Genomic DNA, 25,908 nt, shown 5'->3' with positions numbered 1-25,908 from the left:
CTTTGTTATCTGTTCGGTCATTTATTTTGGATCACGGAGGTTGATAGTCGCGTTGGTTGCTTCAACGGTTAATTTGTTTTTGCTTTCTTTTTTTTCAACAGTCAGACTAAAACCATCTTCTGTTTCCTTGACCTCTAGTTTTTCATACTGGTCTCTTGTAAAAATACCAATGTCATTCAACTGACTTTCGTCAATCAGACTTGATTCGCTTTGGGCAGTTTCCCACTCTTCATCTGACTCGTAGTAGTAGCCCATAAATTCGCCTAGACTTCTCAAGTCAAGCTTATTTTGAATCTGGAGGTTGATGTCTGCTAATGATTGGTCAGTCAAATCGATATTGGTCACGGTATAAGCTCGGTCTTCGTGTGGGAGGAATTTGTTGTCTCCTAGGAGAGTTCCTTCAATCAAATCCAGTTGGCCATAGTTTTCAACAGAAACATTTTCGAGCTGGGTCTGATAGAAATGGATATTGTCACCTTGTGCAGAGATAGTGGTATTTTTAATCGTTGATTTACTGATATTTGTATAGTAACTACTTACAGTACCTGAATCCAATTGGACATTGTTGAGATAGAGCATCCGGCCCTGCTCGACGGTCATTTCCTTGATATGGACATTTTCAATGTAGAGACTATCGAAGTAGCTATTATAGGTATTGTTACTGATGAGTCTGTCCAGTTGCTTACCTGTTGGAACTTCAATGGTAACAGAGTAGATGTCAATAGTGTCATCGGATAATCTTTCCCCGAGAACCTGCATGATACCTTGAATGGACAGTTGGGGATTTTTTGAGCTGAGAGCCAGGATGCCATTTTTCTCAGTGACTTCAACTGTGTTGTGGGTGTTATTTTTTGAGTTGGCATAGGACACATGGAAGAGTCCATCGGTTGATTCCTTGATCGTAACTGAATGTGGAAGATCTTTAATCTGGATTTCTGATAGGGAAGTATAGGATGTTTGAACCTGATTTGGCTTTGCGATTTCTTCCAGGCGGTTGAGACCCCCAGAGAAAAATCCAATTCCAACCAGAATCAAGCCAGAAATCAAGCTGACAAAGCCCGTGATGAGGGCGATCGTAAGTTTCTTTTTCATGCTCGTTTACCTCGTTTCAAGATCCATTGGAAGAAGGTTTTGACCAAGCGCCATGCCCAATAGGTGAAAAATCCGGTCAAAAGGTAGAGTAGGATTGCCGCACCAAACAAGGATATGCCAGCACCAAAACCCATGATGAAGACATTGAATCCTTTTGATAGCAAGGTAAATCCTTCCCAAATCAAGGAACCACCAGTAACCATCAAGCCGACTCCTAAACCAAATGCACCAATGATGAAGGCGACAATTATTAATATCAAGCCCAACAAGGCCCCGATCATCAAGAGAAGAAGAGGGATAGTGATCGGAAGGGTAATCAGAGCAAGACTGGCCAACCAAACTGTTTTCCGTGTATGTTTCAATTGCTCTAAGTTTTTACCGATGTAAAAAGCTGCGCTGATAGTGACCAGGAAGATCCCCATGATTCCAAGCAGTGGTTCAACAAAGAGGAAGAAGGTAGAAATGAGAAGGGCAGCGCTCAAAAAAGCTAGGGTAAGCAAGAAACGCTTGTCTTGAGGATTGGTCTCATCTTGTGTTGGAGCTGTATCTTCTAATTGACGGTTGAGCATGTTGTTGATCAGTTCATTGGCTGCTTCCTTAGGAGATCCCAGCTCTTCCATGATTTCGGCTTCACGTTCAGGACCTGCCTCGTCAAAGTATTCTTCAAAAAAGTTTTTGGCTTCCAAGTATTCCTTGTGGGGCAACTTTTTCAAATGTTTTTCAAGTTGCTCCATGTACTCAGTTCTTGTCATGGCGGACACTCCCTTCTATGATGCCGTTGATAGTAGTCGTATAGATATCCCAATCTTCTTTCAGTTGGACCAATTCTTCATGGCCTAGCTGGGTTAAACTATAATATTTCCTCATCCGTCCTTGAAATTCCTGAGAATAGGTGGTCAAGAGATCCTGTTGTTCCAAGCGTTTCAGAATGGGATAGAGAGCGGATTCCTTTATGTTGGAAATCAGCTTGATGGTCTGACAGATCTCATAGCCGTAGGAATCATTGGATTCTAAAATGGCCATAATGAGAAATTCCGTCAGCACTGCAGGTACGGGAAAATGCATGCGGCTCACTCCTTTCGATGATGATCGCCTTTTAAGTTGATATTTGCTATATACTGATTTTTGTATATATCAAAATTCTCTATATATAAAATATACACCCACTAAAATAAATTGTCAAGTCATTTGAGAGAAATTTTTTCAAAAAAAAAATAGGACTGGCATTCCAGTCCATTTTGTGGTTTAGTCCACATAGAGTTTTGATTTATTGCTGAGCCAGCTGTAAAGGAAGCCAATCAGGATACCACCGCCGACGAAGTTTCCAAGACCTGAGAAGAGGAAGTTGATCAATACGCTCATCACCGTCATTCCCTCGACAGCTCCGCCATTTGCAAAGAAAGCAAGAGAGAAGGTTGAGAAGTTGGCAATCACGTGCTCAAAGCCCAAGAAAGCAAAGATGAAGATGATAAAAATGAGGGAGATTACGCGTCCAGCGTCGTCCTTCATCCGCATAGAAATGAAGACAGCGATGTTGACCACGATGTTGGCAAAGATCCCTTCGACAAACTGAGTTAATGGAGTCTTCATCAGCTTGGCTGTCGTTGCTTGGAGCAGGTAGTTATGCTCGTCCAGGTGGCCAACCTTCGTGTTACATAAAATGAATGAACAGATGTTACATCCCAGCTTTGGAAGCCAACAGCTGGGATGTATAAAATATATTTCGTATCACACCGAAATGGAGTGTAGATTATATCGTAGGTGGATCGGATAACCCGAGCACTTTCTATGACGGCTACAACGCGTCGCTTGCAAGTTTGCAACAGTTGAAATGGAATTGAATGATTATTGCACAGGCTGCATGGCGTTGCGGATATTGTATTTCTTTTTCAAGAGATAGCGGATTCCGAAGGCAATAGCACAGATTAAGATAGTGAGAATTGGATGAGGAATTGGGTTGAGGTTGGCTGGAACTAGGGCAGCCAGGAAGAAGACTGCAGACCAGGCCAAAGTTGCCACACCCAGGAACAGAATGGCCTTGAGTAGATTTGGTCGTTTACCGGTTTTAGCTTGCTCTCTGTAAACAAAGTGGTACATGAAGTACATACCTGCACCCACACCGAATCCGATAACCAGCAGGGTCACCAAACCATACTGAGCGCCTTGATTAAAGAGATTCATCAGACCATTGATACCGGCAATGATGGCCAACATAAAGAGACTAGAGTCCAGCCACATGAGCCATGGATTTTCATTGTATTCGACCGTTTCTTGCTTTTCTTGGCTGGGAGCAGCAGACTTGCTTGCGGCCCATTCACTAGGTGCACCAAAAAGACTACGGGCAGTTTGGCCTGTTTTTTGCTTTTCGATGATGGTCGGCAGGATTTCTTCCAAAAGCCCCTTGATTTCGGCATCCGTCTTGCCATCCTTGATCAATTGGTTGGTAGCAATGTGGATAAATTCCTGGTTTTTCTTGGTTAATTCTTTAAATTCTGTAAATGACATAGCAATCTCCTTGGATTAGAACCATTTCTTTCTTATGAAATAGAAGGTTAGTGATAAACTGATAGCAAAGGCAAACAAGATAATCCACCAGAAGGCATGGGGAATATCATTGAAGGGAATAATATTGTCCTTGAAGTTCATGCCGTAAGCCGAGAAGACCATGGTCGGTATGGACATGACGATGGTCATGAGGGCCAGGGTTTTCATAATGGTATTCTGGTTGTTGGAAATGATTGAGGCAAAGGCATGGGTCATGGAGTTCAGGATAGAACCATAGATGTCCGCCATCTCAATAGCCTGTTGGGTTTCGACCAGGGTATCTTCCAGCAAGTCCTCATCCTCCTCGTATTTGCGGAGGAGGCGGGTGGAGCTAGCCAGTTTTTTGACCAGGCGTTCATTGGTTTTGAGAGAAGCCTTGAAGTAGACGATAGTTTTTTCCAATTCCATGAGGACAATCAGTTCTTCATTTCGGGTAGCCTCGTGGAGCTGTTTCTCGATTTCCTCGCTCTTTCGGTCAATGGTCCGCAGGGCGGACAGGTAGAGCTGGGCATTTCGATAGAGAATTTGGAAAACGAAGCGTGACTTCATAAAGGTAAAGAAGTTGCGCAGGCGTCTGTGGATAAATTGATCAAAGAGCGGCAGTGGCTCCAAACAGGTTGTGATAATGGCGTCATCTGTCAGGATAATACCAAGCGGAATGGTGATATAGTAGGTCTTGTTATTCCGCTCTTCCAAGATGGGGACGTCGACGACAATCAAGGTGTAGTCATCTTCGACCGTGATACGAGAAGTTTCTTCTGCATCGAGCGGTGCCCTCAGATCGGCGATATCAATCTTGTAATGCTCAGACACTTCCATGGACTCACTCTGGGAGGGGTTGACCAAGTTGATCCAAGCGCCTGGTTCAAAGGTTTGGATTTCTTCTAAATCAGTCATCGTTGATAGAAAAATCTGTTTCATATCAGTGCCCTCCTTTTCATTCTTACATGTAAACGTACCCTTTATTATACCAAAAAATGCAGGAATGCGGAATGATTTTTTTGAAGTGTGATATAATGGGGTATATTTTATGCTGGATAGGATGCTTGCCTATTTATATCTGATTTTGAAAGGAACTGAACACGCCCTAAACGCTGTTTGAAAAATTGCTGGTTTCTTCATGTTTAAGCGTGTGGAACTGGCTTCTGCGTCGTAGACATCTGTGCTTTCTTCGGTTTTCGACCTGTGAAAGCACTAGTTGTCTTGACGGGGGTGCGTCTTCGAAATCACAGATTTCGGACTTACCGCCTATTTTCACCGTGCGTTTTTACGGGCTCTGTATCTTAGAAAGGATTCGAATGCGTGCTAAAAACCTAGCAAAAAAGATAAATCTTCTCGTGTGTTTGGCACACTTTGCAGATTTCCTATTTTTGTACGGTTTTCTTAACGCACTTATATCATGTTATGCAAGAAAATATTGTGATTCATGGGGCGCGTGCCCATAATTTGAAAAATATTGATGTGACCATTCCGCGTGAGAAGTTGGTGGTGGTGACTGGTTTGTCGGGGTCTGGTAAGTCGAGTTTGGCTTTTGATACTCTGTATGCCGAAGGCCAACGTCGTTATGTGGAGTCTTTGTCTGCCTATGCTCGTCAGTTCTTGGGCAACATGGACAAGCCTGATGTGGATTCCATAGAGGGGCTCAGCCCTGCTATTTCCATAGACCAAAAAACAACCTCGCGAAATCCGCGTTCGACAGTTGGTACGGCAACAGAAATCAATGACTATCTCCGTTTGCTTTATGCTCGGGTAGGGGTGCCTTACTGTATCAATGGGCACGGGGCCATTGCGGCTTCTTCGGTGGAGCAGATTGTCGATGAGGTTTTGGAATTGCCAGAACGCCAACGTTTGCAGATTCTAGCACCGATTGTCCGCAAGAAAAAGGGGCAACACAAGACCATTTTTGAGAAAATCCAGAAGGACGGCTACGTTCGGGTGCGGGTCAATGGCGATGTCTATGATGTGTCGGAAGTACCAGAATTGAACAAGAGCAAGGCTCATAATATTGAAGTTGTGGTCGATCGGATTGTCATCAAAGAGGGTATTCGTTCGCGACTTTTCGATTCTATCGAAGCGGCTCTGCGGATTGCGGACGGTTATGTCATCATCGATACCATGGATGAGAAGGAAATGCTTTTCTCTGAGTACTATGCCTGCCCAGTTTGTGGCTTTACAGTACCAGAGTTGGAGCCTCGTCTATTCTCATTCAATGCTCCTTTTGGGTCTTGTAGCGACTGTGACGGTTTGGGCATGAAGCTGGAAGTGGATACGGATTTGATTGTCCCAGATGCCAGCAAGACCTTGCGTGACGGTGCCTTGGCTCCGTGGAATCCAATCTCATCCAACTACTATCCTCAGATGTTGGAGCAGGCCATGAATCACTTTGGTGTGGACATGGACAAGCCTTTCGAGGAATTGACGGAAGAGGAGAAGAACCTGATTTTCAACGGTTCTGACGGGAAAGAATTCCATTTCCATTATGAAAATGAGTTCGGTGGGGTGCGTGATATCGATATTCCCTTTGAAGGCTTGATTACCAATATCAATCGCCGCTACCGTGAAACCAACAGTGACTATACTCGGACGGTTATGAAGGCTTACATGAATGAGTTGACCTGTGGAACATGCCACGGCTATCGCCTCAATGACCAAGCCCTGTCTGTTAAAGTTGGTGGCGAGCAGGGACTTCATATAGGACAGTTGTCTGATTTGTCCGTGGCGGATCATTTGCAAGTCATTGAAGATCTGACCTTGTCTGAAAATGAAGCCACCATTGCGACGCCAATTGTCAAGGAAATCAAGGACCGTCTGTCCTTCCTTAACAACGTTGGTCTAAATTACCTAACGCTTTCACGAGCTGCGGGGACGCTTTCGGGTGGTGAGAGCCAGCGGATTCGTTTGGCGACTCAGATTGGGTCCAACCTGTCAGGTGTCCTCTATATTCTGGACGAGCCGTCGATTGGTCTGCACCAACGGGATAATGACCGCCTTATTGCCAGTCTTAAGAAAATGCGTGATTTGGGAAATACCCTGATTGTGGTAGAACACGATGAGGACACTATGCGTGAGGCAGACTGGCTGATTGACATCGGTCCAGGTGCGGGTGTCTTCGGTGGAGAAATCGTGGCTTCTGGAACGCCTGCCCAAGTAGCTAAAAATAAGAAATCCATTACAGGCCAGTACCTGTCTGGCAAACGTGAAATTCCAGTTCCTTTGGAACGTCGTGTTGGTAATGGTCGATTCCTGGAGGTAACAGGTGCCAAGGAAAACAACCTGCAAGATGTGACTGTTCGTTTCCCGCTTGGAAAATTTGTAGCGGTGACAGGGGTGTCTGGCTCAGGCAAATCAACCCTGGTCAATTCCATTTTGAAAAAAGCTATTGCTCAGAAACTCAATCGCAATTCGGACAAGCCAGGTAAGTTCAAGTCCATTTCAGGAATTGAACACTTGGATCGCTTGATTGATATTGACCAAAGCCCGATTGGACGGACACCACGTTCCAACCCAGCTACCTATACAGGTGTTTTTGACGATATTCGTGACATCTTTGCCCAGACCAATGAAGCCAAGATTCGTGGCTACAAGAAGGGACGTTTCTCCTTTAACGTCAAAGGTGGTCGTTGTGAGGCTTGTTCTGGTGACGGGATTATCAAGATTGAAATGCATTTCTTGCCAGATGTTTTTGTTCCTTGCGAAGTCTGTCATGGACACCGTTACAATTCTGAAACCTTGGAAGTACATTACAAGGAGAAAAATATCGCCCAAGTCCTTGATATGACCGTCAATGATGCGGTCGAGTTCTTCAAACACATTCCGAAGATTGAACGGAAACTTCGCACCATTCAAGATGTAGGTTTGGGCTACGTTACTCTAGGTCAGCCAGCAACGACCCTATCAGGTGGGGAAGCCCAGCGGATGAAGTTGGCTTCTGAACTCCACAAGCGGTCAACTGGTAAATCCTTGTATATCTTGGATGAGCCGACGACAGGTCTGCATACGGAGGACATTGCCCAGTTACTCAAAGTCTTGGCTCGCTTTGTTGATGATGGCAATACCGTGCTGGTCATCGAGCACAATCTGGATGTCATCAAGACAGCTGACCACATTATCGACATGGGACCAGAAGGCGGTGTCGGAGGTGGTACCGTTGTTGCGACAGGAACACCAGAAGAAGTAGCAGCTAACCCAGCTAGCTTTACAGGCCAGTATTTGAAAACTAAGTTGAAGTAAAAAGTCGCCAAGCGGCTTTTTCTTGTTTGCTGGAAGTTTATTGGTAATTCTGTGCATTTCTGCTATAATAGTTACAATATCTTTGGAGGTAGGTTATGCAAAAACGACTTGAAAAACTTCGTGGAAAAATGGCAGAGCAGTCGATAGAGGCTCTCTATGTGACCAATTTGAAAAATGTTTATTATTTGACAGGATTCTGGGGGTCGGCAGGAGTGGTGCTGATTACACCTAGCCGCCAGGTTTTGATTACAGATGACCGCTATATCACCTACGCCCAATCTGTTGTCACAGACTTTGAAGTGATTTCCAATCGAGATGAGTTGGGAACGGCAGCTGGTTTGGTCAAGGATATGGGCATCAAGGAAGTGGCCTTTGAGGATGAGATTTCAGTAGCCTATTTCAAATCCATGGAAGCTGTCTTTGCTGGAACGACTCTTAGACCAACAACCAATCTGATTGCGGATCTGCGGATGATTAAGGATGCGGCAGAGATTGCCACCATTCAGCGAGCTTGTCAGATTTCAGACCAGGCATTTATTGACGCTTTAGACTTTATCAAACCAGGTAAAACAGAGATTGAAATTGCCAATTTCTTGGACTTTCGTATGCGGGAAATGGGGGCAGAAGGGGTGTCCTTTGATACCATTGCTGCTTCGGGTTACCGCTCTGCTATGCCCCACGGACGTGCGTCCAATAAGGTAATTGAGGCTGGTGAGGCTTTGACGCTGGACTTTGGCTGCTTGTATGACCACTATGTCAGCGATATGACGCGGACGGTCTATGTCGGTTCGGTTAGTGATGAAGAGCGAGAGATTTATGAAACCGTTCTGGCGGCGAATCAAGCCTTGATTGCGACGGCTAAGGCGGGTATGGAATACAAGGAGTTTGACGGTGTCCCACGTCGTGTCATCGAGCAGGCTGGTTATGGTCCTTACTTTACCCACGGTATCGGGCACGGAATGGGCTTGGATGTTCACGAGTATCCCTACTTTAGCCGAACAGCTACGGATACCATTCAGGCGGGTATGGTTCTGACTGATGAGCCGGGTATTTATCTTGATGGCAAATATGGTGTCCGTATCGAAGATGACCTACTGATTACGGACACGGGTTGTAAGGTGTTGACTTTGGCACCCAAAGAATTGATTGTCATTTGAGAAATCTGTCAGTTTGTGGTAAAATAAAACGAATAAATAAAATTTTAAGAGGTAGTCATTACAATGATTGAAGCAAGTAAACTTAGAGCAGGTATGACCTTCGAAGCGGAAGGTAAGTTGATTAAGGTTTTGGATGCAAGTCACCACAAACCAGGTAAGGGGAACACGATCATGCGTATGAAATTGCGTGATGTGCGTACAGGTTCAACTTTTGACACGACCTACCGTCCAGATGAGAAATTTGAACAAGCTATCATCGAAACCGTCCCAGCTCAATACCTTTACCAAATGGATGACACAGCTTACTTCATGAATACGGAAACCTACGACCAGTATGAAATTCCAGTAGCAACTATTCAAGAAGAATTGCTTTATATTTTGGAAAACTCAGATGTGAAAATCCAATTCTACGGAACTGAAGTAATCGGTGTGACCGTGCCAACAACTGTTGAACTGGTCGTTGCTGAAACACAACCATCTATCAAAGGTGCGACTGTAACAGGTTCTGGTAAGCCAGCGACAATGGAAACAGGCCTTGTGGTCAACGTGCCAGACTTTATCGAAGCGGGTCAAAAACTCGTCATCAACACAGCAGAGGGAACTTACGTATCACGCGCTTAATTGCCCCTCTTAGAAAAGGAGAGCCTATGACAACAGAATACCAAGGCGAAATCGTTATTGCGCCACGCGTTCTTGAAGTAATTACAGGCATTGCAGCAGCAAAAGTTGAGGGGGTCCACTCTCTTCAAAACAAGCGGGTTGCAGATAGCCTGTCAAAATCATCTCTCAACAAGGGTGTCTACCTTCATACAGATGAGGAAGGGCAAGTGACGGCTGATATTTACGTTTACCTGGAGTATGGCGTCAATGTCCCTGCTGTATCAATGGATATCCAGCGAGCTGTCAAGACTGCTGTCTTTAACTATGCAGAGGTGGAGTTGGCTGCGGTTAATATCCACGTCAACGGCATCGTTCCAGATAAGACACCCAAACCAGCCCTGAAAGACTTGTTCGGAGAGGATTTCCTCGATGAAGAATAATAGACATGCCCTGCGGAAGTGCGCTTTGCAGGCGATTGTATCCCTAGAATTTGGCCAAGAGCCTGTCCAGGCTGCTCAATTTTCTTACCTCTATGACCGTGAGGAAGAGACAGAAGGTGTGGAAATTCCTCTCTTTCTCCTCAACTTGGTTAATGGTGTGGCAGCCTATCGAGAAGAATTGGACAAGGAATTGTCTAGCAAGCTCAAGTCTGGCTGGACCCTGGACCGTTTGACCCTGATTGATAAGAATATCATGCATTTGGGTCTATTTGAAATCTTGCATTTCGAAGAAACACCAGACCGTGTAGCTGTCAATGAGGCCATCGAGCTAGCCAAGGAATTTTCAGACGAGTCATCCGCTAAATTCGTAAACGGCGTATTAAGCCAATTTATCCAAGAAGAAGCCTAATCAGGTTTCTTTTTTTCGTTTCTTTTTGAGTTGGGAAAGGGAGATTACTCTCAGAAAGAATTCAGCCCACCTGACTTAATAAACGCTCAGTTTCGGAAGGATGCCATGAAATGTTCAGAGTTGACTAGTTTGGCTGTTTATTGGATGATACAGGAGAAGTAGAATTTGACAAAAAAGACAAGCATTACACAATACTTGTCTTATATACTAGCTCCGGCGGATAGGCTGACTGGCAAAACGTAGTTCCGTTTATCCAGTTCCTTGCCCTCGATTTTATCAATCAACAAATCCACCATCAATTTGGCGATGTCAGTCAATGGCTGCTTAATGGTTGTCAGCTGTGGGTAATAATTTTCAATGAAATAAGTCCCATCGTAGCCAATCAATTTGAGGTCTTGCGGAATAGTCAAATTGAGCGATTGGGCAACGTTCCAGACCAGCATAGCTGTCAAATCGTCTGACACAAAGATGCCGTCGGGGGCGTGCTTTTCCAGAATGGACTTGATTTCCATTTCCTTGCGAATGGGTGTAAAGTCGCTGGCAACGTGATAGACGGTTTCATCTGGTAAGACGGAGAGGAAACCAGACCGACGCAGACCAGTAGGGGAGTCGGAATTATCATTCCCCGAAATCATGATAGGTCGTTTGCAGCCTGCCTTTTTCAGGGTTTGGGCCGCCAAGACTCCTCCTCCGTGGTTATCAGAAGAGACAACGGGAATAGTAGGAGAGAGATTGCGGTCAAAGGCAATAATTGGGGCGGAAACTCGGTCATAGTCCTTGATACCCAGGTTGTGACTGCCCGAGATGATGCCGTCAACCTGATTGGCCGCTAACATCTCTAGATACTCTCTTTCCTTGTCCGATTCATGCTGGCTGTTGCAAATAATGGTCTTATAACCTCGGTTGAAGAGTTGGCTTTCCAGGTGTCCAATCAGCTCGGCATAGAAAATATTATTGATAGTAGGGAAGATGAGTCCGACTAGCTTGGCCGATTTTCCCTGCAAGCTCCTCGCCAAATTGTTGGGCTTGTAGCCCAATTCCCGCATGGCATCCTGGACTTTTTTGACAGTTTTTTCTGACAAGTAGCCTTTTTTATTGATGACGCGGGACACGGTTGTGGGACTGACGCCGGCTAGGGCAGCAACATCAGTTAGTTTTGCGACCATAATCTAAATGGTAGTAAGTTCCGGTTGGATTGCCACTGGTAATGGCAATGCCATTTTGATCAGCATCAGGGAAGACGCGACCAGAAAATACTTTTTCTCCTTTATTGATGAAAATTTCAAAGACAGACTTGTCTATGAAAATATTGGCAGTCAAAGCTCCAGACCCAATGTCACAAGTTCTGCTTGTTCCATATTCAAGGGCAAAGGGCTGACCACAATGTTCGCGGTCCAAGCTAATATGTCCCTTTTCTGTATCAACTGTCAGCACCAAGCCTTTTTGGTCTGCATTGGCAAAGAGGACGATTTCATGCTTACCATTGGCAGCAAAGTCCAGCTCCAATTCGTAGACATTGTTGGTTTCTTTTTTAGCTAAAAATGGCAGAGCTTCTTGGCGGAGGCTTGTGATGGCTTCAACAGGGTACTGGTAGAGCTTGCCGTCCTTGATAGTCAATTCCTTGACCAGGGACAAGCAGCCCTGGTAATCATAAGCATCCGTAGGATATTCCACATCTGGCAGGGCCAACCAGCTGACAGACAAGGTGCGACCTTCTGGTGCGTTAAATGCCTGTGTTGCATAGCACTCAAAACCGTAGTCAAGGTTGATTAACTCACTCGGTTCTACAATTTTTCCTGTTTCAGGGTCAAATGCCTGGCCAATCTTGTACATATTTGGATAGATGTTGCCGTAGTCCAGAACAGACTTGTCCAGACCCTGTGGGCAGTAGAGCAGGACGGGCTGGTCACCGACGAAGGCAATGTTTGGACATTCCATCATGTAGGCCGTCAGGTCATTTTCAAAATCCAAATCCGCCACATAGGTCCAATTGAGGTAGTCGTTGTTTTCAGCCTTGTAGAGCTTAACAATCCCCTTCAAATCCAGATTTTGTCCACCGACGATGGCGTAATATTGTCCCTTGTAGTTGAAAATCTGAGGGTCACGGAAATGGTCTGTCGTGTCCTCTGGCTGCTCAATCAAGACCTTGTCAATCTTCTCGACCTTGCCATCCTTGTCCATGAGGGCGCCAATCTGATAGGTGTGGCGTTGCCAATTTTCATCGCGGACATTTCCTGTGTAAAAGAGGAAGAGTTTGTCATCAAACTGCATGGCAGATCCAGAATAAGCTCCGTGGCTGTCCAGAGGAGTATCTGGATAAAGAACAGTACCTGTTTCTTCAAAATGAACCAGATCGGTTGATTCAGTATGGACCCAAGATTTGAGACCGTGGGCCGCACCAAATGGGAAATACTGGTAGAAGAGGGTCCATTTTCCATTAAAGTAAGAAAAACCATTAGGGTCATTGAGCAAACCGTGAGGTGTTTCGATGTGGAAGTTAGTTCTCCAAGGTGAGCTTGCAGTATTTTGTTTAATTTTTTCAATGTATTCTGGCGTCCAGTCAGCATAGGCTCTGTAACGCTCTTCAGTTGTAAAGGCCATATTTTCTCCAAAAATCTATACTATTTCATCCTATATAGTAAACGTTTCCTGCTTAAAAATCAAGTTTTTACCGTTATTTTGGATGAATTTATAAAAAAATATGACAAACGTTTGACATATTTCTCAAAAGTGATATAATAAAAACACTGAAAGGTTTGAAAACACTTTCAAAAAAATAAAAAAATAAGGAGATTTTGCAAGATGAATAACACACAAATTGCAAAAGAAGTCATCGAAGCCCTCGGTGGACGTGAAAACGTACGTAGCGTAGCTCACTGTGCGACACGCCTCCGTGTTATGGTCGTTGACGAAGGAAAAATTGATAAGGATAAGGCTGAGAACATTGAAAAAGTTCAAGGTGCCTTCTTTAACTCAGGTCAATACCAAATCATCTTTGGTACTGGTACTGTAAATAAAATCTACGATGAAGTCGTAGCACTTGGCTTGCCAACAGCGACTACTGGTGAGCAGAAGGCAGAAGCTGCCAAACAAGGTAATGCTTTCCAACGTGCTATCCGTACTTTCGGTGACGTATTCGTTCCAATCATTCCTGCTATCGTAGCAACTGGTCTTTTCATGGGTCTTCGTGGTCTTTTGACACAAGAAGCAATCATGGGAGCTCTTGGTGTCACAGAATGGAACGCTGACTTCATCACTTATACTCAAATCTTAACAGATACAGCCTTCATCATCTTGCCAGCTTTGGTGGTATGGTCAACCTTCCGTGTATTCGGTGGTAACCAAACAATCGGTCTTGTACTTGGTATGATGTTGATTTCGGGCTCATTACCAAACGCTTGGGCAGTTGCTTCGGGTGGTGATGTAACTCCACAAATCTTCTTTGGCTTCATTCCAGTTGTTGGTTTGCAAGGTTCCGTTTTGCCAGCCTTCATCATCGGTTTGATTGGTGCTCAATTCGAAAAAGCAGTCCGCAAGGTTGTTCCAGAAGTACTTGACCTCTTGGTAACACCATTTGTGACACTGCTTGTTATGTCAGTTCTTGGTCTCTTTGTGATTGGTCCAGTTTTCCACGTGGTTGAAAACTACATTTTGATTGCTACAAAAGCACTGATCACACTACCGTTTGGTTTGGGCGGTCTCCTTATCGGTGGTATTCACCAAGTTATCGTAGTATCTGGTGTACACCATATCTTCAACATGCTTGAAATCCAATTGCTTGCGGAATCAAAAGCAGCAACTGGTGTAGCATCTAACGCCTTTAACGCAATCATCACAGCAGCTATGACAGCACAAGGTGCTGCAACAGTAGCGGTTGGTGTGAAAACAAAGAATCCTAAATTGAAAGCTCTTGCTTTCCCAGCAGCTCTTTCTGCCTTCCTTGGTATTACCGAGCCAGCAATCTTCGGTGTCAACTTGCGTTTCCGCAAACCATTCTTCTTGTCATTGGCAGCTGGTGCCCTTGGTGGTGCAGTAGCAGCCCTTCTTGGTCTTGCAGGTAATGGTTCAGGAATTACAATCATTCCAGGTACTCTTCTTTATGTAAACGGTCAATTGCCACAATACTTGCTCATGGTAGCAATCTCATTTGCAGCAGGTTTCGCTTTGACTTACCTCTTCGGATTCGAGGATGAGACTCCAGCACAAGCTGTTGAGACTTCTACTTTGAAAAACGAAGCATCAACAGGTGCAGTTGCTCCAGCAGCGGACCTTGCTGAAGAAACTCTTGTTTCTCCATTGTCAGGTGAGGTTGTAGCTCTTGAAAATGTGAACGACCCAGTATTCTCATCAGGTGCTATGGGTAAAGGTTTGGCAGTTAAGCCAACTGAAGGTGTTGTCTATGCACCAGCAGATGCAGAAGTAACAATTGCTTTTGAAACAGGTCATGCCTACGGTTTGAAAACAGCAACTGGTGCTGAAATCTTGATTCACATCGGTATCGATACAGTTTCTATGAACGGTAACGGTTTTGAGAAATTGGTTGCTGCTGGTGACAAGGTAAAAGCTGGTACACCACTTGCTAAATTTGACGCAGCGAAAATCGCTGAAGCAGGTCTTGATGATACAACCATGATCATCGTGACAAACACTGCAGACTTCACAGAAGTAGCTCCACTTGCTGAGGGGACAATCACTCATGGTGCAGACTTCTTGAAAGTTGTTAAATAATCCGTAAAATAAGCACAGAAAAAGGCGGCAAGCCTTTTTCTTCTATTTCTATCTATGGTATAATTAAAAAACAAAAAGGGAGAAAATTCATGACAAAATTATACGGAAGCTTGGAAGCTGGTGGTACAAAGTTTGTTTGTGCGGTTGGTGATGAAGATTTCCAAATCATTGAAAAAACGCAATTTCCAACCACAACGCCCTATGAAACCATTGAGCGTACGGTAGAATTTTTCAAACGCTACGAAGATCGTTTGGCTGGGATTGCTATTGGTTCGTTTGGTCCGATTGATATTGACCAAAACTCACAAACCTATGGCTATATCACTTCAACACCAAAACCTCATTGGTCAAATATTGACTTGCTGGGCTTGATTGCAAAAGAATTTAACATTCCTTTCTACTTTACGACAGATGTAAACTCTTCTGCTTTTGGTGAGACCTTGGTGCGCAAGGGTGTGAAGAGCCTGGTTTATTATACGATTGGTACAGGTATCGGTGCTGGGGCTATTCAAAATGGTGAGTTTGTCGGTGGTCTCGGCCATACCGAAGCAGGCCATACTTACGTTGCACTCCACCCTTACGATGTAAAAAATGAATTCAACGGCGTTTGTCCTTTCCACAATGGCTGTTTGGAAGGTCTGGCTGCTGGTCCTTCCTTGGAAGGTCGTACAGGCATCCGCGGTGAGTTGATTGAGCTCAACTCTGATGTCTGGGATGTACAGGCTTACTATATTGCCCAGGCCGCAGTGCAGGCAACACTTTTGTATCGTCCGCAAGTCATCGTTTTCGGTGGTGGTGTGATGGCGCAGGAGCACATGCTTAACCGTGTCCGTGAGAAATTTACAGGCCTCATGAATGACTATCTGCCAACGCCAGATGTCAAGGACTACATCGTGACACCTGCTGTTGCGGAAAATGGTTCTGCGACACTCGGAAACTTTGCTTTAGCCAAAAAAGTAGCTGAAAAATAAGTCTGACATAAGAGAGAAGCTTGGCTCTGCCAGGCTTTTCTGTGGCTCTTCATTGGCATTTATCGGGAAATTTGATAAGATTGGGCTAGAAGAATTGAGAAGGAGACTATTATGGCACAACCATTATTTTTAAACTCCGTCATGCAGGAAAAAATCTGGGGTGGGAATCGTTTAGAGACCGAATTCGGTTATGAAATTCCCAGCCAGACGACCGGTGAATTTTGGGCCATTTCGGCTCATCCCAACGGCGTTTCCGTCGTAGCCAATGGCGATTACAAGGGTACTCCCTTGGACAAGTTATATGCTGAGCGTCGTGATTTATTTGGCGACAGTGACAGTCCAGTTTTTCCGCTTTTGACCAAAATTCTGGATGCCAATGATTGGTTGTCTGTTCAGGTTCATCCGGACGATAGCTATGCCTTAGAGCATGAGGGCGAATTGGGAAAGACTGAGTGCTGGTATGTGATTGCGGCGGATGAAGGGGCGGAAATTATCTATGGACACCATGCCCAGTCTAAGGAAGACTTAGCAGCTCAAATCCAAGCTGGCAATTGGGAAGACTTGTTGACTCGGGTGCCGGTGAAGGCAGGAGACTTTTTCTTCGTTCCAAGCGGGACCATGCACGCTATCGGCAAGGGCATTATGATTTTGGAAACCCAGCAGTCCAGCGACACGACCTATCGGGTCTATGATTTTGACCGCAAGGATGATATTGGCAACCTCCGTGACCTCCATATCCAGCAGTCTATTGATGTCCTGACCATTGGTGAGCCAGCAAACAGCCACCCCGATACTATTGAAGCTGGGGCGTTGAGGGCCACAACTTATGTCAGCAATGAATTTTTCACGGTTTACAAGTGGGAAATCGAGGGTGCGGTCATTTTCAAAAAACAAGCTCCCTACTATCTAGTCAGCGTCCTTGATGGTGTAGGCGAATTGCAGGTTGATGGTCAAGTCTACGAGATTGAAAAAGGAAGCCACTTTATTTTGCCAAGCAATGTGCTGGAATGGGAATTTTCAGGGCAATTGGAAATGATAGTTAGTCATCCATAGAATCTGGAAGGCAGTCCTGCTAAGGGGCTGTTTTCTTTGTGAAAAGCGTGTTTGAGAGTTGTTCCAACCTTGAAAAAAACCAAATCTTGTGCTAGAATATATTATTGAACTATGTCATCTGGCCTGGAATTTTTAGGTTCTTGTCAAATGGTTGTCAGCTATTGATGGATGTAGCTTACCCAAAGACGGGAGGGTATCCTTGTGACAGGTCAGGCAAGCAAAATCAAGTTAAGTAGGAAGTACAGAATGGTTAGAAATATGCTCCGCTCCATTATTGAAAATGATAAGGGTGAGCAAAGAAAATTAGAAAAAATGGCGGACAAGGTTTTCTCTTATGCAGATGCCATGGAAGCCTTGACGGATGAGCAGTTGCAGGCCAAGACGCAGGAGTTTAGGGACCGCCTTGCCAAAGGTGAAACCTTGGATGAACTCCTCTATGAAGCCTTTGCCGTTGTTCGTGAGGGTGCGCGTCGTGTCCTGGGTCTCTATCCTTATAAGGTTCAGGTCATGGGTGGTATCGTTCTCCACAATGGTGACGTTCCAGAGATGCGTACTGGTGAAGGGAAGACCTTGACGGCGACCATGCCGGTTTACCTCAACGCCCTGACAGGTGAAGGGGTACATGTAGTAACGGTCAATGAGTACCTTTCTACTCGTGATGCGACTGAGATGGGTGAGCTTTATTCATGGTTGGGTCTGTCGGTTGGGATCAACTTGGCAGCCAAATCACCTTTTGAAAAGCGTGAAGCCTATAACTGCGATATCACTTACTCCACCAACTCGGAGATTGGTTTCGACTACCTTCGTGATAATATGGTGGTGCGTGCAGAAGATATGGTACAGCGCCCGCTCAACTATGCCTTGGTCGATGAAGTTGACTCAATCCTGATTGACGAGGCCCGTACACCTTTGATCGTTTCAGGTCCTCAAGGCTCAGAAACCAACCAGCTCTATTTCTTGGCGGATAAGTTGGTCAAATCTTTGGATCGCGACGACTATATCATCGATGTACCGTCTAAAACTATTGGTTTGGCGGATTCAGGGATTGACAAGGCTGAGAAATTCTTCAAGCTGGACAACCTCTATGATATTGAGAACGTGGCTATTACCCACTTCTTGGACAATGCCCTCCGTGCCAACTATATCATGACCTACGATGTTGACTATCTGGTCAATGAAGAGCAGGAAGTCATGATCATCGATCCATTTACAGGTCGGACCATGGAAGGACGTCGCTATTCTGACGGTCTGCACCAGGCTATTGAAGCAAAAGAAGGTGTACCTGTCCAGAATGAATCCAAGACGTCTGCCTCTATCACCTATCAGAACCTCTTCCGTATGTATAAGAAATTGTCTGGTATGACGGGTACTGGTAAGACAGAAGAGGAAGAATTCCGAGAAATTTACAATATTCGCATCATTCCTATTCCAACCAACCGTCCAATTCAACGTATCGACCATGAAGACTTACTCTATCCAAACTTGGAATACAAGTTTAATGCTGTAGTGCGTGATGTCAAAGAACGTTACAAAAAAGGTCAACCAGTTCTTGTCGGTACTGTTGCGGTTGAGACCTCGGACTTGATTTCTCAAAAATTGGTGGCTGCAGGGGTTCCGCACGAGGTTCTTAATGCTAAGAACCACTACCGTGAAGCTCAAATTATCATGAACGCTGGTCAGCGTGGTGCTGTTACTATTGCCACCAACATGGCCGGTCGTGGTACGGATATCAAGTTGGGTCCTGGTGTGCGTGAACTTGGCGGTCTTTGCGTTATCGGTACGGAGCGCCATGAGAGCCGCCGTATCGATAATCAGCTCCGCGGACGTTCCGGTCGTCAAGGGGATCCAGGTGAATCACAATTCTACCTATCCTTGGAAGATGATTTGATGAAACGCTTTGGTTCAGAGCGAATCAAGGCCTTCATGGAGCGGATGAACTTGTCTGAAGAAGAGTCTGTCATCAAGTCTGGCATGTTGACCCGTCAGGTTGAGGCGGCGCAGAAGCGTGTCGAAGGAAACAACTACGATTCTCGTAAACAGGTCCTTCAGTATGATGATGTTATGCGTGAACAGCGCGAGATTATCTACGGCCAACGCCATGATGTGATTACTGCTGAACGCGATTTGGGACCTGAAATTCGCTCTATGATTCAGCGGACAATTGAGCGCCTGATTGACGCCCATAAGAGCTTCAGTCGTGAAGAGGCCTTGGATTCAATTCTCAAATTTGCTCATGCTAATTTGGTTGACGAGGAGAGTTTGCACCTATCTGATTTGGAAGACCTCAGCTATGGGGAAATTGCAGATGAATTGTATGACAGAGCCATTGCGGTTTATGATTCACAGATTGCCAAATTAAAAGATGAGGACCGTATTCGCGAGTTCCAAAAAGTCTTGATTTTGCGTGTAGTGGATAATAAATGGACAGATCATATCGATGCTCTGGATCAATTGCGAAATGCAGTTAGTCTGCGTGGTTATGCTCAGAACAATCCGATTGTCGAGTACCAGTCAGAAGCCTTTACCATGTTCAATGACATGATTGGTTCGATTGAGTTTGATGTGACGCGTTTGATGATGAAGGCTCAGATTCACGACAATATTGAACGTGAACGTGCAGCGCATGAGGCGCATACAACAGCAGTTAAGAATATCATCCCACCGACTCGTGCAGTTCCGAAAGAGGCCTTTGAGGGTGTCGATCGCAATGCACCATGTCCATGTGCTTCAGGGAAGAAATTTAAAAACTGTCACGGAAGACAGTGACAGCTTTTCGAATAGATAAAGAATAAACAGAACAGGAGCGTGGTGGGGCAGGAATGAGTAGCCTCCCCGCTCTATTTTTTAGGTGAAAATGATTATTGGTCACGGTATAGATTTACAGGAAATCGCAGCGATTGCAGCGGCAATGGAGGGCAAGCCCCGTTTTGTAGAAAAGGTGCTGACTGAATCAGAGAGAGAATGGTTTTCGAGCCTGTCTGGGCGCAGACAAGTTGAATTTTTGGCTGGTCGTTGGGCGGCAAAAGAAGCCTTTGTCAAGGCCATGGGAACGGGGATTGGAAAAATCGGTTTTCAGGATTTGGAGATTTTGCCGGATGAGAAGGGGCGTCCAGTGGTCACAAAATCGCCTGTAGCCTGTAAAGTTTGGCTGAGTATCAGTCATTCAGGGAATTTTGTCCAGGCCAGTGTCATTTTGGAGGAAGAGGATGAAAGCTAGCATACATCGGCCCACAGTAGCTAAGGTGAAGGTGGGCAATATTGGTCACAACTTTGATAGGCTGACAGAGAATCTGCCAGCTCGAACGAAGAAGTTTGCGGTTGTTAAGGCCGGTGCCTATGGCCATGGGGCTGTGGAAGTGGCGCGTGAATTGTCATCCAAGGCAGATGGCTTCTGTGTTTCCAATATGGACGAGGCCTTGGAGCTCCGCCAGGCCGGTCTGGAACATCCAATTTTGATTCTTGGTGTGGTCCCAATCGACTGCATTCCTCTGGCCCGCCAGACAAATATTAGTCTGACAGTGTCTAGTCTGGATTGGTGGCACTTGGTGCAGGAGGCAGGATTGGAACTGGACGGCCTGTCTGTCCATATCAAGGTGGATACAGGTATGGGGCGTCTGGGTTTTCGGAATGTTGAGGAAATCACTGAACTGATTGAAGAATTGGCAGCTGCTGATGTAGATTTTGAGGGTATCTTTACTCATTTTGCGGCTGCAGACCAGGCGGACGATTGCTATTATCAGGAACAGTTGCAAAATTTCCGGAGCATTCTGGACCAATTGACAAGCCTGCCGGATTTGATTCATGCTAGTAATTCTGCGGCCAGTATCTGGCATCCAGATGCTGTTTTCAATATGATTCGCCTGGGGGATGCTCTCTATGGCCTCAACCCAAGCGGTCGGGAGTTAGAACTGCCCTATGCTCTTCTGCCGGCCCTGAGCTTGGAGTCCCAATTGGTACAGACGAAGCTCTTGGATGCGGGCCAAAAGATAGGTTATGGTATGACCTACGAGAGCCAGGGGGACGAGTATATCGGGACGGTGCCAATTGGCTATGCAGATGGCCTGTTGCGGGCTATGCAGGGATTCTCAGTTCTTGTTGATGGGGAGCCTTGTCCGATTGTTGGTCGTGTCTCCATGGATCAGATTACCATTCGTCTACCAAAACCTTATCCCCTGGGGACCAAGGTAACCTTGATTGGTCAGGATGGGGACCGAGAAATCACCGTCCAAGACTGGGCAGATTATGTGGGGACTATCAATTATGAGGTGGTTTGTCTGCTGTCTTCACGCATTTATCGACAATATATAGAATAGTTAGATGGGCTGGGAATATTCTCAGCTCTTTTTGCTTGTTGTAAAATTTGGGAAAGAATGACCGATTTTTCGGTTTCTACTTGACAAGTGAAGCATTATACAATATAATAACAAGTGGATATAACCAGTTTAATAGGAGGAATAGCATGCCAACCTATATTAAAGCAAAATCAATTATTCTTGCTGAACAAGAGATAGAAAACGCTTACTTAGAAATTACAGAAAACGGTCAGTTCGGTCAAATCTTGACAGAAGAGCCGACGGGCGGTCAAATCATTGACCATTCAGCTTATCACCTTGCACCGGGATTGGTCGATACGCATATTCACGGCTACGCTTCTCACGATGTCATGGACAATGACTTTGAGGGGATTAAGACTATTTCAGAAGGTCTGTTAGCTTGCGGTGTGACCTCTTGGCTTCCAACAACCCTGACAGATTCCACAGAAAATCTGGATGCAGTATGTGAAACCATTGGGAAACATGCTGGTGAGGAGACCGGTGCGAAAATTCAAGGAATCTTCCTCGAAGGACCATTTTTCACTGAAAAATACAAGGGTGCCCAAAATCCAAAATACATGAGTGACCCTTCGATAGAGAAATTGGACAAGTGGCACAGCCTTTCCAATGGCTTGGTCAATAAGATTGCCATTGCTCCAGAGCGCGAGGGCGTTAAGGAATTTATCGAATTTGCCAATAGCAAGCAAATCCATACAGCGCTAGCGCATTCGGATGCGACTTTTGCACAAGCGCAGGCAGCGGTTGATTCAGGTGCCAATATCTTTGTCCATGTCTACAACGGTATGAGCGGTCTTCACCATCGTGAACCGGGTATGGTGGGCGCTGCGCTTAGTCTCAAAGATGTCTACGCAGAAATGATCTGTGACGGCCATCATGTCCACCCTGCAGCAGCTGAAATTGTTGTCAAAGCCAGAGGAGCGCAGGAAACGGTCTTGATTACGGACTGTATGCGGGCTGGTGGTATGGGCGAGGGCGAGTCTCGTCTGGGTGAATTTGAAGTCGTGGTCAAAGACGGCACAGCTCGCCTCAAAGACAGCGGTAGCTTGGCTGGTTCTATCTTGGAGCTTATCCAAGCGGTGCAAAATGTGGTCGAGTGGGACTTGGTCAGCCTGCCTGATGCCTTGAGAATGGCCTCTCTTGCACCAGCACGGTCTGTTAACATTGACCATGTCTGCGGTCAAATCGCTCCAGGTCGCGCAGCAGATTTCATTGTCGTGGATGATCAAGGTCAGCTCAAAGCGACCTATCTGGACGGTGTGAAGCGCTTCGGCTAAATTTCGTCATTTCGTTTATCTTTTATTGCTTTGTTATTAACTTGTTAGGCACTAGGCTAGCCTACTTAACTTTGTTTATCTCATTTTCCTAAGGAGGATTCTAATGACAAAACTACAACTTTCGCAAGCTAAGTTTGATCACATGACACGTTTGTCAAACAGTGATCAAGTCATTGCGGCTCTTGCTATTGACCAACGCGGTGCTTTGAAACGCCTTTTGGCGGCAGCTGCTGGTGGTGGTGAATTCGGCGACGATATTTTGATTGATTTCAAAAAAGTGATTTCAAGTGACCTGACACCTTATGCCAGCTCTATCCTTTTGGATGCAGAATATGGTGTACCTGCGTCAGAATTGCGCCATGCGGACTGTGGCTTTATCGCTGCCTATGAAAAAACAGGTTATGATGCCTCAACTCCGGGTCGTTTGCCAGATTTATTGCCAAACTGGTCAGCAAAACGGATCAAGGAATTGGGCGCAGATGCCGTGAAAATCTTGCTCTACTATGATGTGGATGACAAGCCAGAAATCAACGACATCAAACATGCTTGGGTTGAACGCATCGGTAGCGAGTGTTTGGCAGAAGATATTCCTTACTTCGTGGAAATCTTGACTTACGATGCCAGCGATATGGACGTGACTTCTCGCGAATATGCTGCCCTCAAACCACACAAGGTCAATGGCGCTATGCGTGAATTCAGCAAGGCGCGCTATAACGCTGACGTTCTCAAGGTGGAAGTACCTGTCAACATGAACTTTGTGGAAGGCTACACAACAGAAGAGCCAGTCTACACTGCAGAAGAAGCAAAAGCCTACTTCAAAGAGCAGTCTGAAAGCACGCATTTGCCATATATCTACCTCAGTGCGGGTGTATCTGCAAAACTCTTCCAAGAAACGCTTGTTTTTGCCAAAGAGGCAGGTTCAGACTTCAACGGTGTTCTCTGCGGACGTGCAACTTGGAAAGATGCTGTGGCAATCTTTGCCAAAGAAGGTGAAGAGGCTGCTAAGGCATGGTTGGCAGACCAAGGTCGTCGTAACGTGGAAGAACTCAATGGAGTTCTAGCTACAACAGCCCGTCCTTGGACAGAAAAAGTAGAAGTGAAATAATCGTGAATTACTAAGAGCCTGGGTTCAATCCTAGGCTCGCTTTCTTTAGTTCGTGTTAACATCTTAGCGCAGGGGTGATTGGCTTTCACAGTTTGGGGAACTGTGAAAGGTGGGAAATTGGGATTGTGAAACAATCCTCAGCACTTCGCGTTTAATGCTCCAAACCTATCCTAACGAATGATACGAACTCCGTTCGTTCAATTTCCAACCTCCAAAGGTTTCATAAACCTTTCTGATGCGAACAATGTTCGCCTTATCTCCAGCCTCCAACAGTCACTACTCCGACTGTTGGAGCTGTGCGGGGTGGGCTAAAACGGTCTGGGGATAGACCGTTTTAAATCAATAACAAGAAATAAAGACTTGTTGACGAACTATTCTTAGCTTTGTCGAGTTGAGCTCACTCCCTTTTTAAGTGGTTGAAAGCTCTAAAAATCTCGATAGGATCACTAAGTTAGGCTTAACAATAAATCTGTTTTTTTGCTATAATCAAGGTATAGAATCCGTTTTCAAGAGGTGTCATCATGGAACTAAAAGAAGTCATGCAATTGTTGGAAGAGATGAAGTTGGGGGTTTTTGCGAGCTTGGATCAAGATGGAAATCCGCATGCCCGTCACATTCATATCACAGCGGCCACTGAGGATGGGATTTTCTTCATGACCAGTCCCGAAACTCATTTTTATAAGCAATTAATGGGGAATCCGCGTATCGCTTTGACAGCCATGTCAGAAGATGGTTATCTGCTTCAGGTCGTGCGGATTGAAGGCTTGGTTCGTCCGGTGGAAAATGATTATTTGAAGACCATTTTTGCGGACAATCCTTATTACCAGCATATTTACAAGGATGAGGATAGCAATGACATGCAGGTCTTTCAATTGTATGAGGGGAAAGGCTTTTACCATAGTTTAACCCAGGGACATAAGTATGTCTTTTCAATTGGTAAGGGTGCATCTGGCACCATTCGGACCTTGTAAACTAGCCAAGAGGTGTAGATTTCTTCAAATTGTGGTAGAATAACAATTATATTATCTAAACAATGGGGGAAGACTTGTGAGAGAGGATATTAAACTCAACGAGAGAGCCGAGGTGCTGTCTGAGCAGCTAATTGCTGTTTTGGAAACCATTTATGATCCAGAAATTGAATTGGATATCTACAATCTTGGTTTGGTCTATGAAATCACTGTGGATGAGGCTGGTCTATGCAAGGTCATCATGACCTTCACGGATGCAGGTTGCTCCTGTGCAGATACCATGCCGGATGAATTGATTGCGGCTCTAAAAACCATTGACGGAATCGAAGATGCCCAGGTGGAAATCGTATGGTCGCCGGCCTGGAAAATGACCCGTATCAGCCGTTTGGGACGCATTACACTGGGGATTAGCCCAAGATAAAGGAAAAAAGTTGAAGATGGAGTGTCTTCAACTTTTCTTTGTACGACGGGCACGTCGTACATCTGAGGTGGAAGTCCTCTGTGGGGAGTCGCTACCGGTGAACCCGCTAGCGACTCCCAAGCCTGACTATCGTGAGGTAGTGGATTAAAACGGTCTGAGGAGAGACCGTTTTAAGTCTGACGCTAGAAACCAAGACCATCAGAGGAAGGGATAGCGACATCGTGGCACTACGAACAGAAACGTGATACAAAGGCGTATATAGCGGATAAGGTGGCAAAGAACACCAAAGTCCAAAAAGGTAGTCGTAGGCCTATCCGACGGTGGTTGCCGAAAGGAACCACAAAAACGACCCCGAAAGAAGTCGCTTTTATCGAAAATTGGATCAATAACTATCCCAAAAAATGTTTGGGCTACAAGTCACCGAGAGAATTTCTTATAGGTGGCTAACTCGGAATTGAAATTTGCCGTCCTTAAGATGAAAAAGAAATAAACAAAAAAATTGTACGAATGTACCTTTGTCAATGATGTGAGACCAAAAAGGTGATTTTGAAGTTATCCATTTGTTAAGCTTTACTAGGAGCT

General features: G+C 45.3%; 22 protein-coding genes and 2 pseudogenes. 16 read left to right on the top strand and 8 right to left on the bottom strand.

Features of this window, described 5'->3' with window-relative positions; genetic code table 11:
* Window positions 1-21: 21 nt before the first annotated feature.
* The 6 genes and pseudogenes from ACHBIE_RS09355 to ACHBIE_RS09330 form a co-directional block, all read right to left on the bottom strand.
* Window positions 22-1,092 carry a hypothetical protein gene (locus ACHBIE_RS09355; protein WP_394733194.1) on the bottom strand — a complete coding sequence of 357 codons (1,071 nt, stop codon included), beginning with the start codon at window positions 1,090-1,092 and terminating at the stop codon, window positions 22-24.
* The gene (locus ACHBIE_RS09350; protein ID WP_394733193.1) at window positions 1,089-1,844 is read right to left on the bottom strand and encodes a DUF1700 domain-containing protein; all 756 of its coding nucleotides are present in this window, start codon (window positions 1,842-1,844) and stop codon (window positions 1,089-1,091) included. The genes ACHBIE_RS09355 and ACHBIE_RS09350 overlap by 4 nt, the downstream gene beginning before the upstream one ends.
* Entirely contained in the window at window positions 1,831-2,157 is a 327-nt protein-coding gene (locus ACHBIE_RS09345) for a PadR family transcriptional regulator (protein ID WP_105111503.1), read from the bottom strand. The genes ACHBIE_RS09350 and ACHBIE_RS09345 overlap by 14 nt, the downstream gene beginning before the upstream one ends.
* Window positions 2,158-2,337: 180 nt before the next feature.
* Window positions 2,338-2,778, bottom strand: a pseudogene (locus tag ACHBIE_RS09340) (formate/nitrite transporter family protein); the annotation flags it as partial.
* A gap of 159 nt (window positions 2,779-2,937) precedes the next feature.
* Window positions 2,938-3,597, bottom strand: a complete 660-nt coding sequence (locus ACHBIE_RS09335; RefSeq protein ID WP_105111504.1) for a DUF1129 domain-containing protein — start codon at window positions 3,595-3,597, stop codon at window positions 2,938-2,940.
* A gap of 15 nt (window positions 3,598-3,612) precedes the next feature.
* On the bottom strand, window positions 3,613-4,557 hold the full coding sequence (locus ACHBIE_RS09330; RefSeq protein WP_105111505.1) for a magnesium transporter CorA family protein: 945 nt from the start codon (window positions 4,555-4,557) through the stop codon (window positions 3,613-3,615).
* Window positions 4,558-5,040: 483 nt separating this feature from the next.
* On the opposite strand from ACHBIE_RS09330, the gene uvrA reads away from it, so the two are divergent.
* The 5 genes from uvrA (at window position 5,041) to nusB (ending at window position 10,472) form a co-directional block, all read left to right on the top strand.
* Complete coding sequence (uvrA, locus tag ACHBIE_RS09325; RefSeq protein ID WP_105122498.1) at window positions 5,041-7,866, top strand: excinuclease ABC subunit UvrA; 2,826 nt, start codon at window positions 5,041-5,043, stop codon at window positions 7,864-7,866.
* Between the two features lie 95 nt (window positions 7,867-7,961).
* On the top strand, window positions 7,962-9,023 hold the full coding sequence (locus tag ACHBIE_RS09320) for a Xaa-Pro peptidase family protein (protein WP_105122499.1): 1,062 nt from the start codon (window positions 7,962-7,964) through the stop codon (window positions 9,021-9,023).
* A 63-nt stretch (window positions 9,024-9,086) separates the two neighbouring features.
* The gene (gene efp / locus ACHBIE_RS09315; protein WP_105122500.1) at window positions 9,087-9,644 is read left to right on the top strand and encodes an elongation factor P; all 558 of its coding nucleotides are present in this window, start codon (window positions 9,087-9,089) and stop codon (window positions 9,642-9,644) included.
* Window positions 9,645-9,670: 26 nt separating this feature from the next.
* On the top strand, window positions 9,671-10,063 hold the full coding sequence (locus ACHBIE_RS09310) for an Asp23/Gls24 family envelope stress response protein (RefSeq protein WP_105111510.1): 393 nt from the start codon (window positions 9,671-9,673) through the stop codon (window positions 10,061-10,063).
* Entirely contained in the window at window positions 10,053-10,472 is a 420-nt protein-coding gene (nusB, locus tag ACHBIE_RS09305) for a transcription antitermination factor NusB (protein WP_105122501.1), read from the top strand. The genes ACHBIE_RS09310 and nusB overlap by 11 nt, the downstream gene beginning before the upstream one ends.
* A 200-nt stretch (window positions 10,473-10,672) precedes the next feature.
* On the opposite strand, the gene ACHBIE_RS09300 is transcribed toward nusB, so the two are convergent.
* The gene (locus ACHBIE_RS09300) at window positions 10,673-11,638 is read right to left on the bottom strand and encodes a LacI family DNA-binding transcriptional regulator (RefSeq protein WP_105111512.1); all 966 of its coding nucleotides are present in this window, start codon (window positions 11,636-11,638) and stop codon (window positions 10,673-10,675) included.
* A complete protein-coding gene (locus tag ACHBIE_RS09295; RefSeq protein ID WP_394733192.1) occupies window positions 11,619-13,073 on the bottom strand; it encodes a sucrose-6-phosphate hydrolase in 1,455 nt (484 codons plus the stop codon). The genes ACHBIE_RS09300 and ACHBIE_RS09295 overlap by 20 nt, the downstream gene beginning before the upstream one ends.
* Window positions 13,074-13,274: 201 nt before the next feature.
* Between ACHBIE_RS09295 and ACHBIE_RS09290 the strand changes: the two genes are divergently transcribed.
* From ACHBIE_RS09290 to ACHBIE_RS09240, 11 genes and pseudogenes are all read left to right on the top strand, one after another.
* Window positions 13,275-15,200 (top strand): sucrose-specific PTS transporter subunit IIBC, encoded by a 1,926-nt coding sequence (locus ACHBIE_RS09290; RefSeq protein ID WP_394733191.1) that lies wholly within the window; start codon window positions 13,275-13,277, stop codon window positions 15,198-15,200.
* An 89-nt stretch (window positions 15,201-15,289) separates the two neighbouring features.
* A complete protein-coding gene (scrK, locus tag ACHBIE_RS09285; protein ID WP_105111515.1) occupies window positions 15,290-16,171 on the top strand; it encodes a fructokinase ScrK in 882 nt (293 codons plus the stop codon).
* Window positions 16,172-16,282: 111 nt separating this feature from the next.
* Window positions 16,283-17,224, top strand: coding sequence for a mannose-6-phosphate isomerase, class I (gene manA, locus ACHBIE_RS09280; RefSeq protein WP_105122505.1), 942 nt, complete (start codon window positions 16,283-16,285; stop codon window positions 17,222-17,224).
* Between the two features lie 246 nt (window positions 17,225-17,470).
* The gene (gene secA / locus ACHBIE_RS09275) at window positions 17,471-19,990 is read left to right on the top strand and encodes a preprotein translocase subunit SecA (RefSeq protein WP_105122893.1); all 2,520 of its coding nucleotides are present in this window, start codon (window positions 17,471-17,473) and stop codon (window positions 19,988-19,990) included.
* Between the two features lie 88 nt (window positions 19,991-20,078).
* Window positions 20,079-20,441 carry a holo-ACP synthase gene (gene acpS / locus ACHBIE_RS09270; protein WP_105122894.1) on the top strand — a complete coding sequence of 121 codons (363 nt, stop codon included), beginning with the start codon at window positions 20,079-20,081 and terminating at the stop codon, window positions 20,439-20,441.
* Window positions 20,431-21,537 carry an alanine racemase gene (gene alr, locus ACHBIE_RS09265; RefSeq protein ID WP_105122895.1) on the top strand — a complete coding sequence of 369 codons (1,107 nt, stop codon included), beginning with the start codon at window positions 20,431-20,433 and terminating at the stop codon, window positions 21,535-21,537. The genes acpS and alr overlap by 11 nt, the downstream gene beginning before the upstream one ends.
* A gap of 146 nt (window positions 21,538-21,683) precedes the next feature.
* Complete coding sequence (gene nagA, locus ACHBIE_RS09260) at window positions 21,684-22,832, top strand: N-acetylglucosamine-6-phosphate deacetylase (RefSeq protein ID WP_105122896.1); 1,149 nt, start codon at window positions 21,684-21,686, stop codon at window positions 22,830-22,832.
* Window positions 22,833-22,935: 103 nt separating this feature from the next.
* Complete coding sequence (gene lacD, locus ACHBIE_RS09255; protein WP_105122897.1) at window positions 22,936-23,937, top strand: tagatose-bisphosphate aldolase; 1,002 nt, start codon at window positions 22,936-22,938, stop codon at window positions 23,935-23,937.
* A 521-nt stretch (window positions 23,938-24,458) separates the two neighbouring features.
* On the top strand, window positions 24,459-24,908 hold the full coding sequence (locus ACHBIE_RS09250) for a pyridoxamine 5'-phosphate oxidase family protein (RefSeq protein ID WP_105122898.1): 450 nt from the start codon (window positions 24,459-24,461) through the stop codon (window positions 24,906-24,908).
* 76 nt (window positions 24,909-24,984) lie between these two features.
* Window positions 24,985-25,326, top strand: a complete 342-nt coding sequence (locus tag ACHBIE_RS09245) for a metal-sulfur cluster assembly factor (RefSeq protein ID WP_105122899.1) — start codon at window positions 24,985-24,987, stop codon at window positions 25,324-25,326.
* A gap of 306 nt (window positions 25,327-25,632) precedes the next feature.
* Window positions 25,633-25,773 (top strand): annotated as a pseudogene (locus tag ACHBIE_RS09240) (IS30 family transposase); the annotation flags it as partial.
* Window positions 25,774-25,908: the final 135 nt, after the last annotated feature.

This window comes from Streptococcus sp. A23, assembly GCF_043674155.1.
Lineage (GTDB): Bacteria > Bacillota > Bacilli > Lactobacillales > Streptococcaceae > Streptococcus > Streptococcus suis_V.
This window is presented reverse-complemented; position numbering and strand designations above follow the sequence as displayed.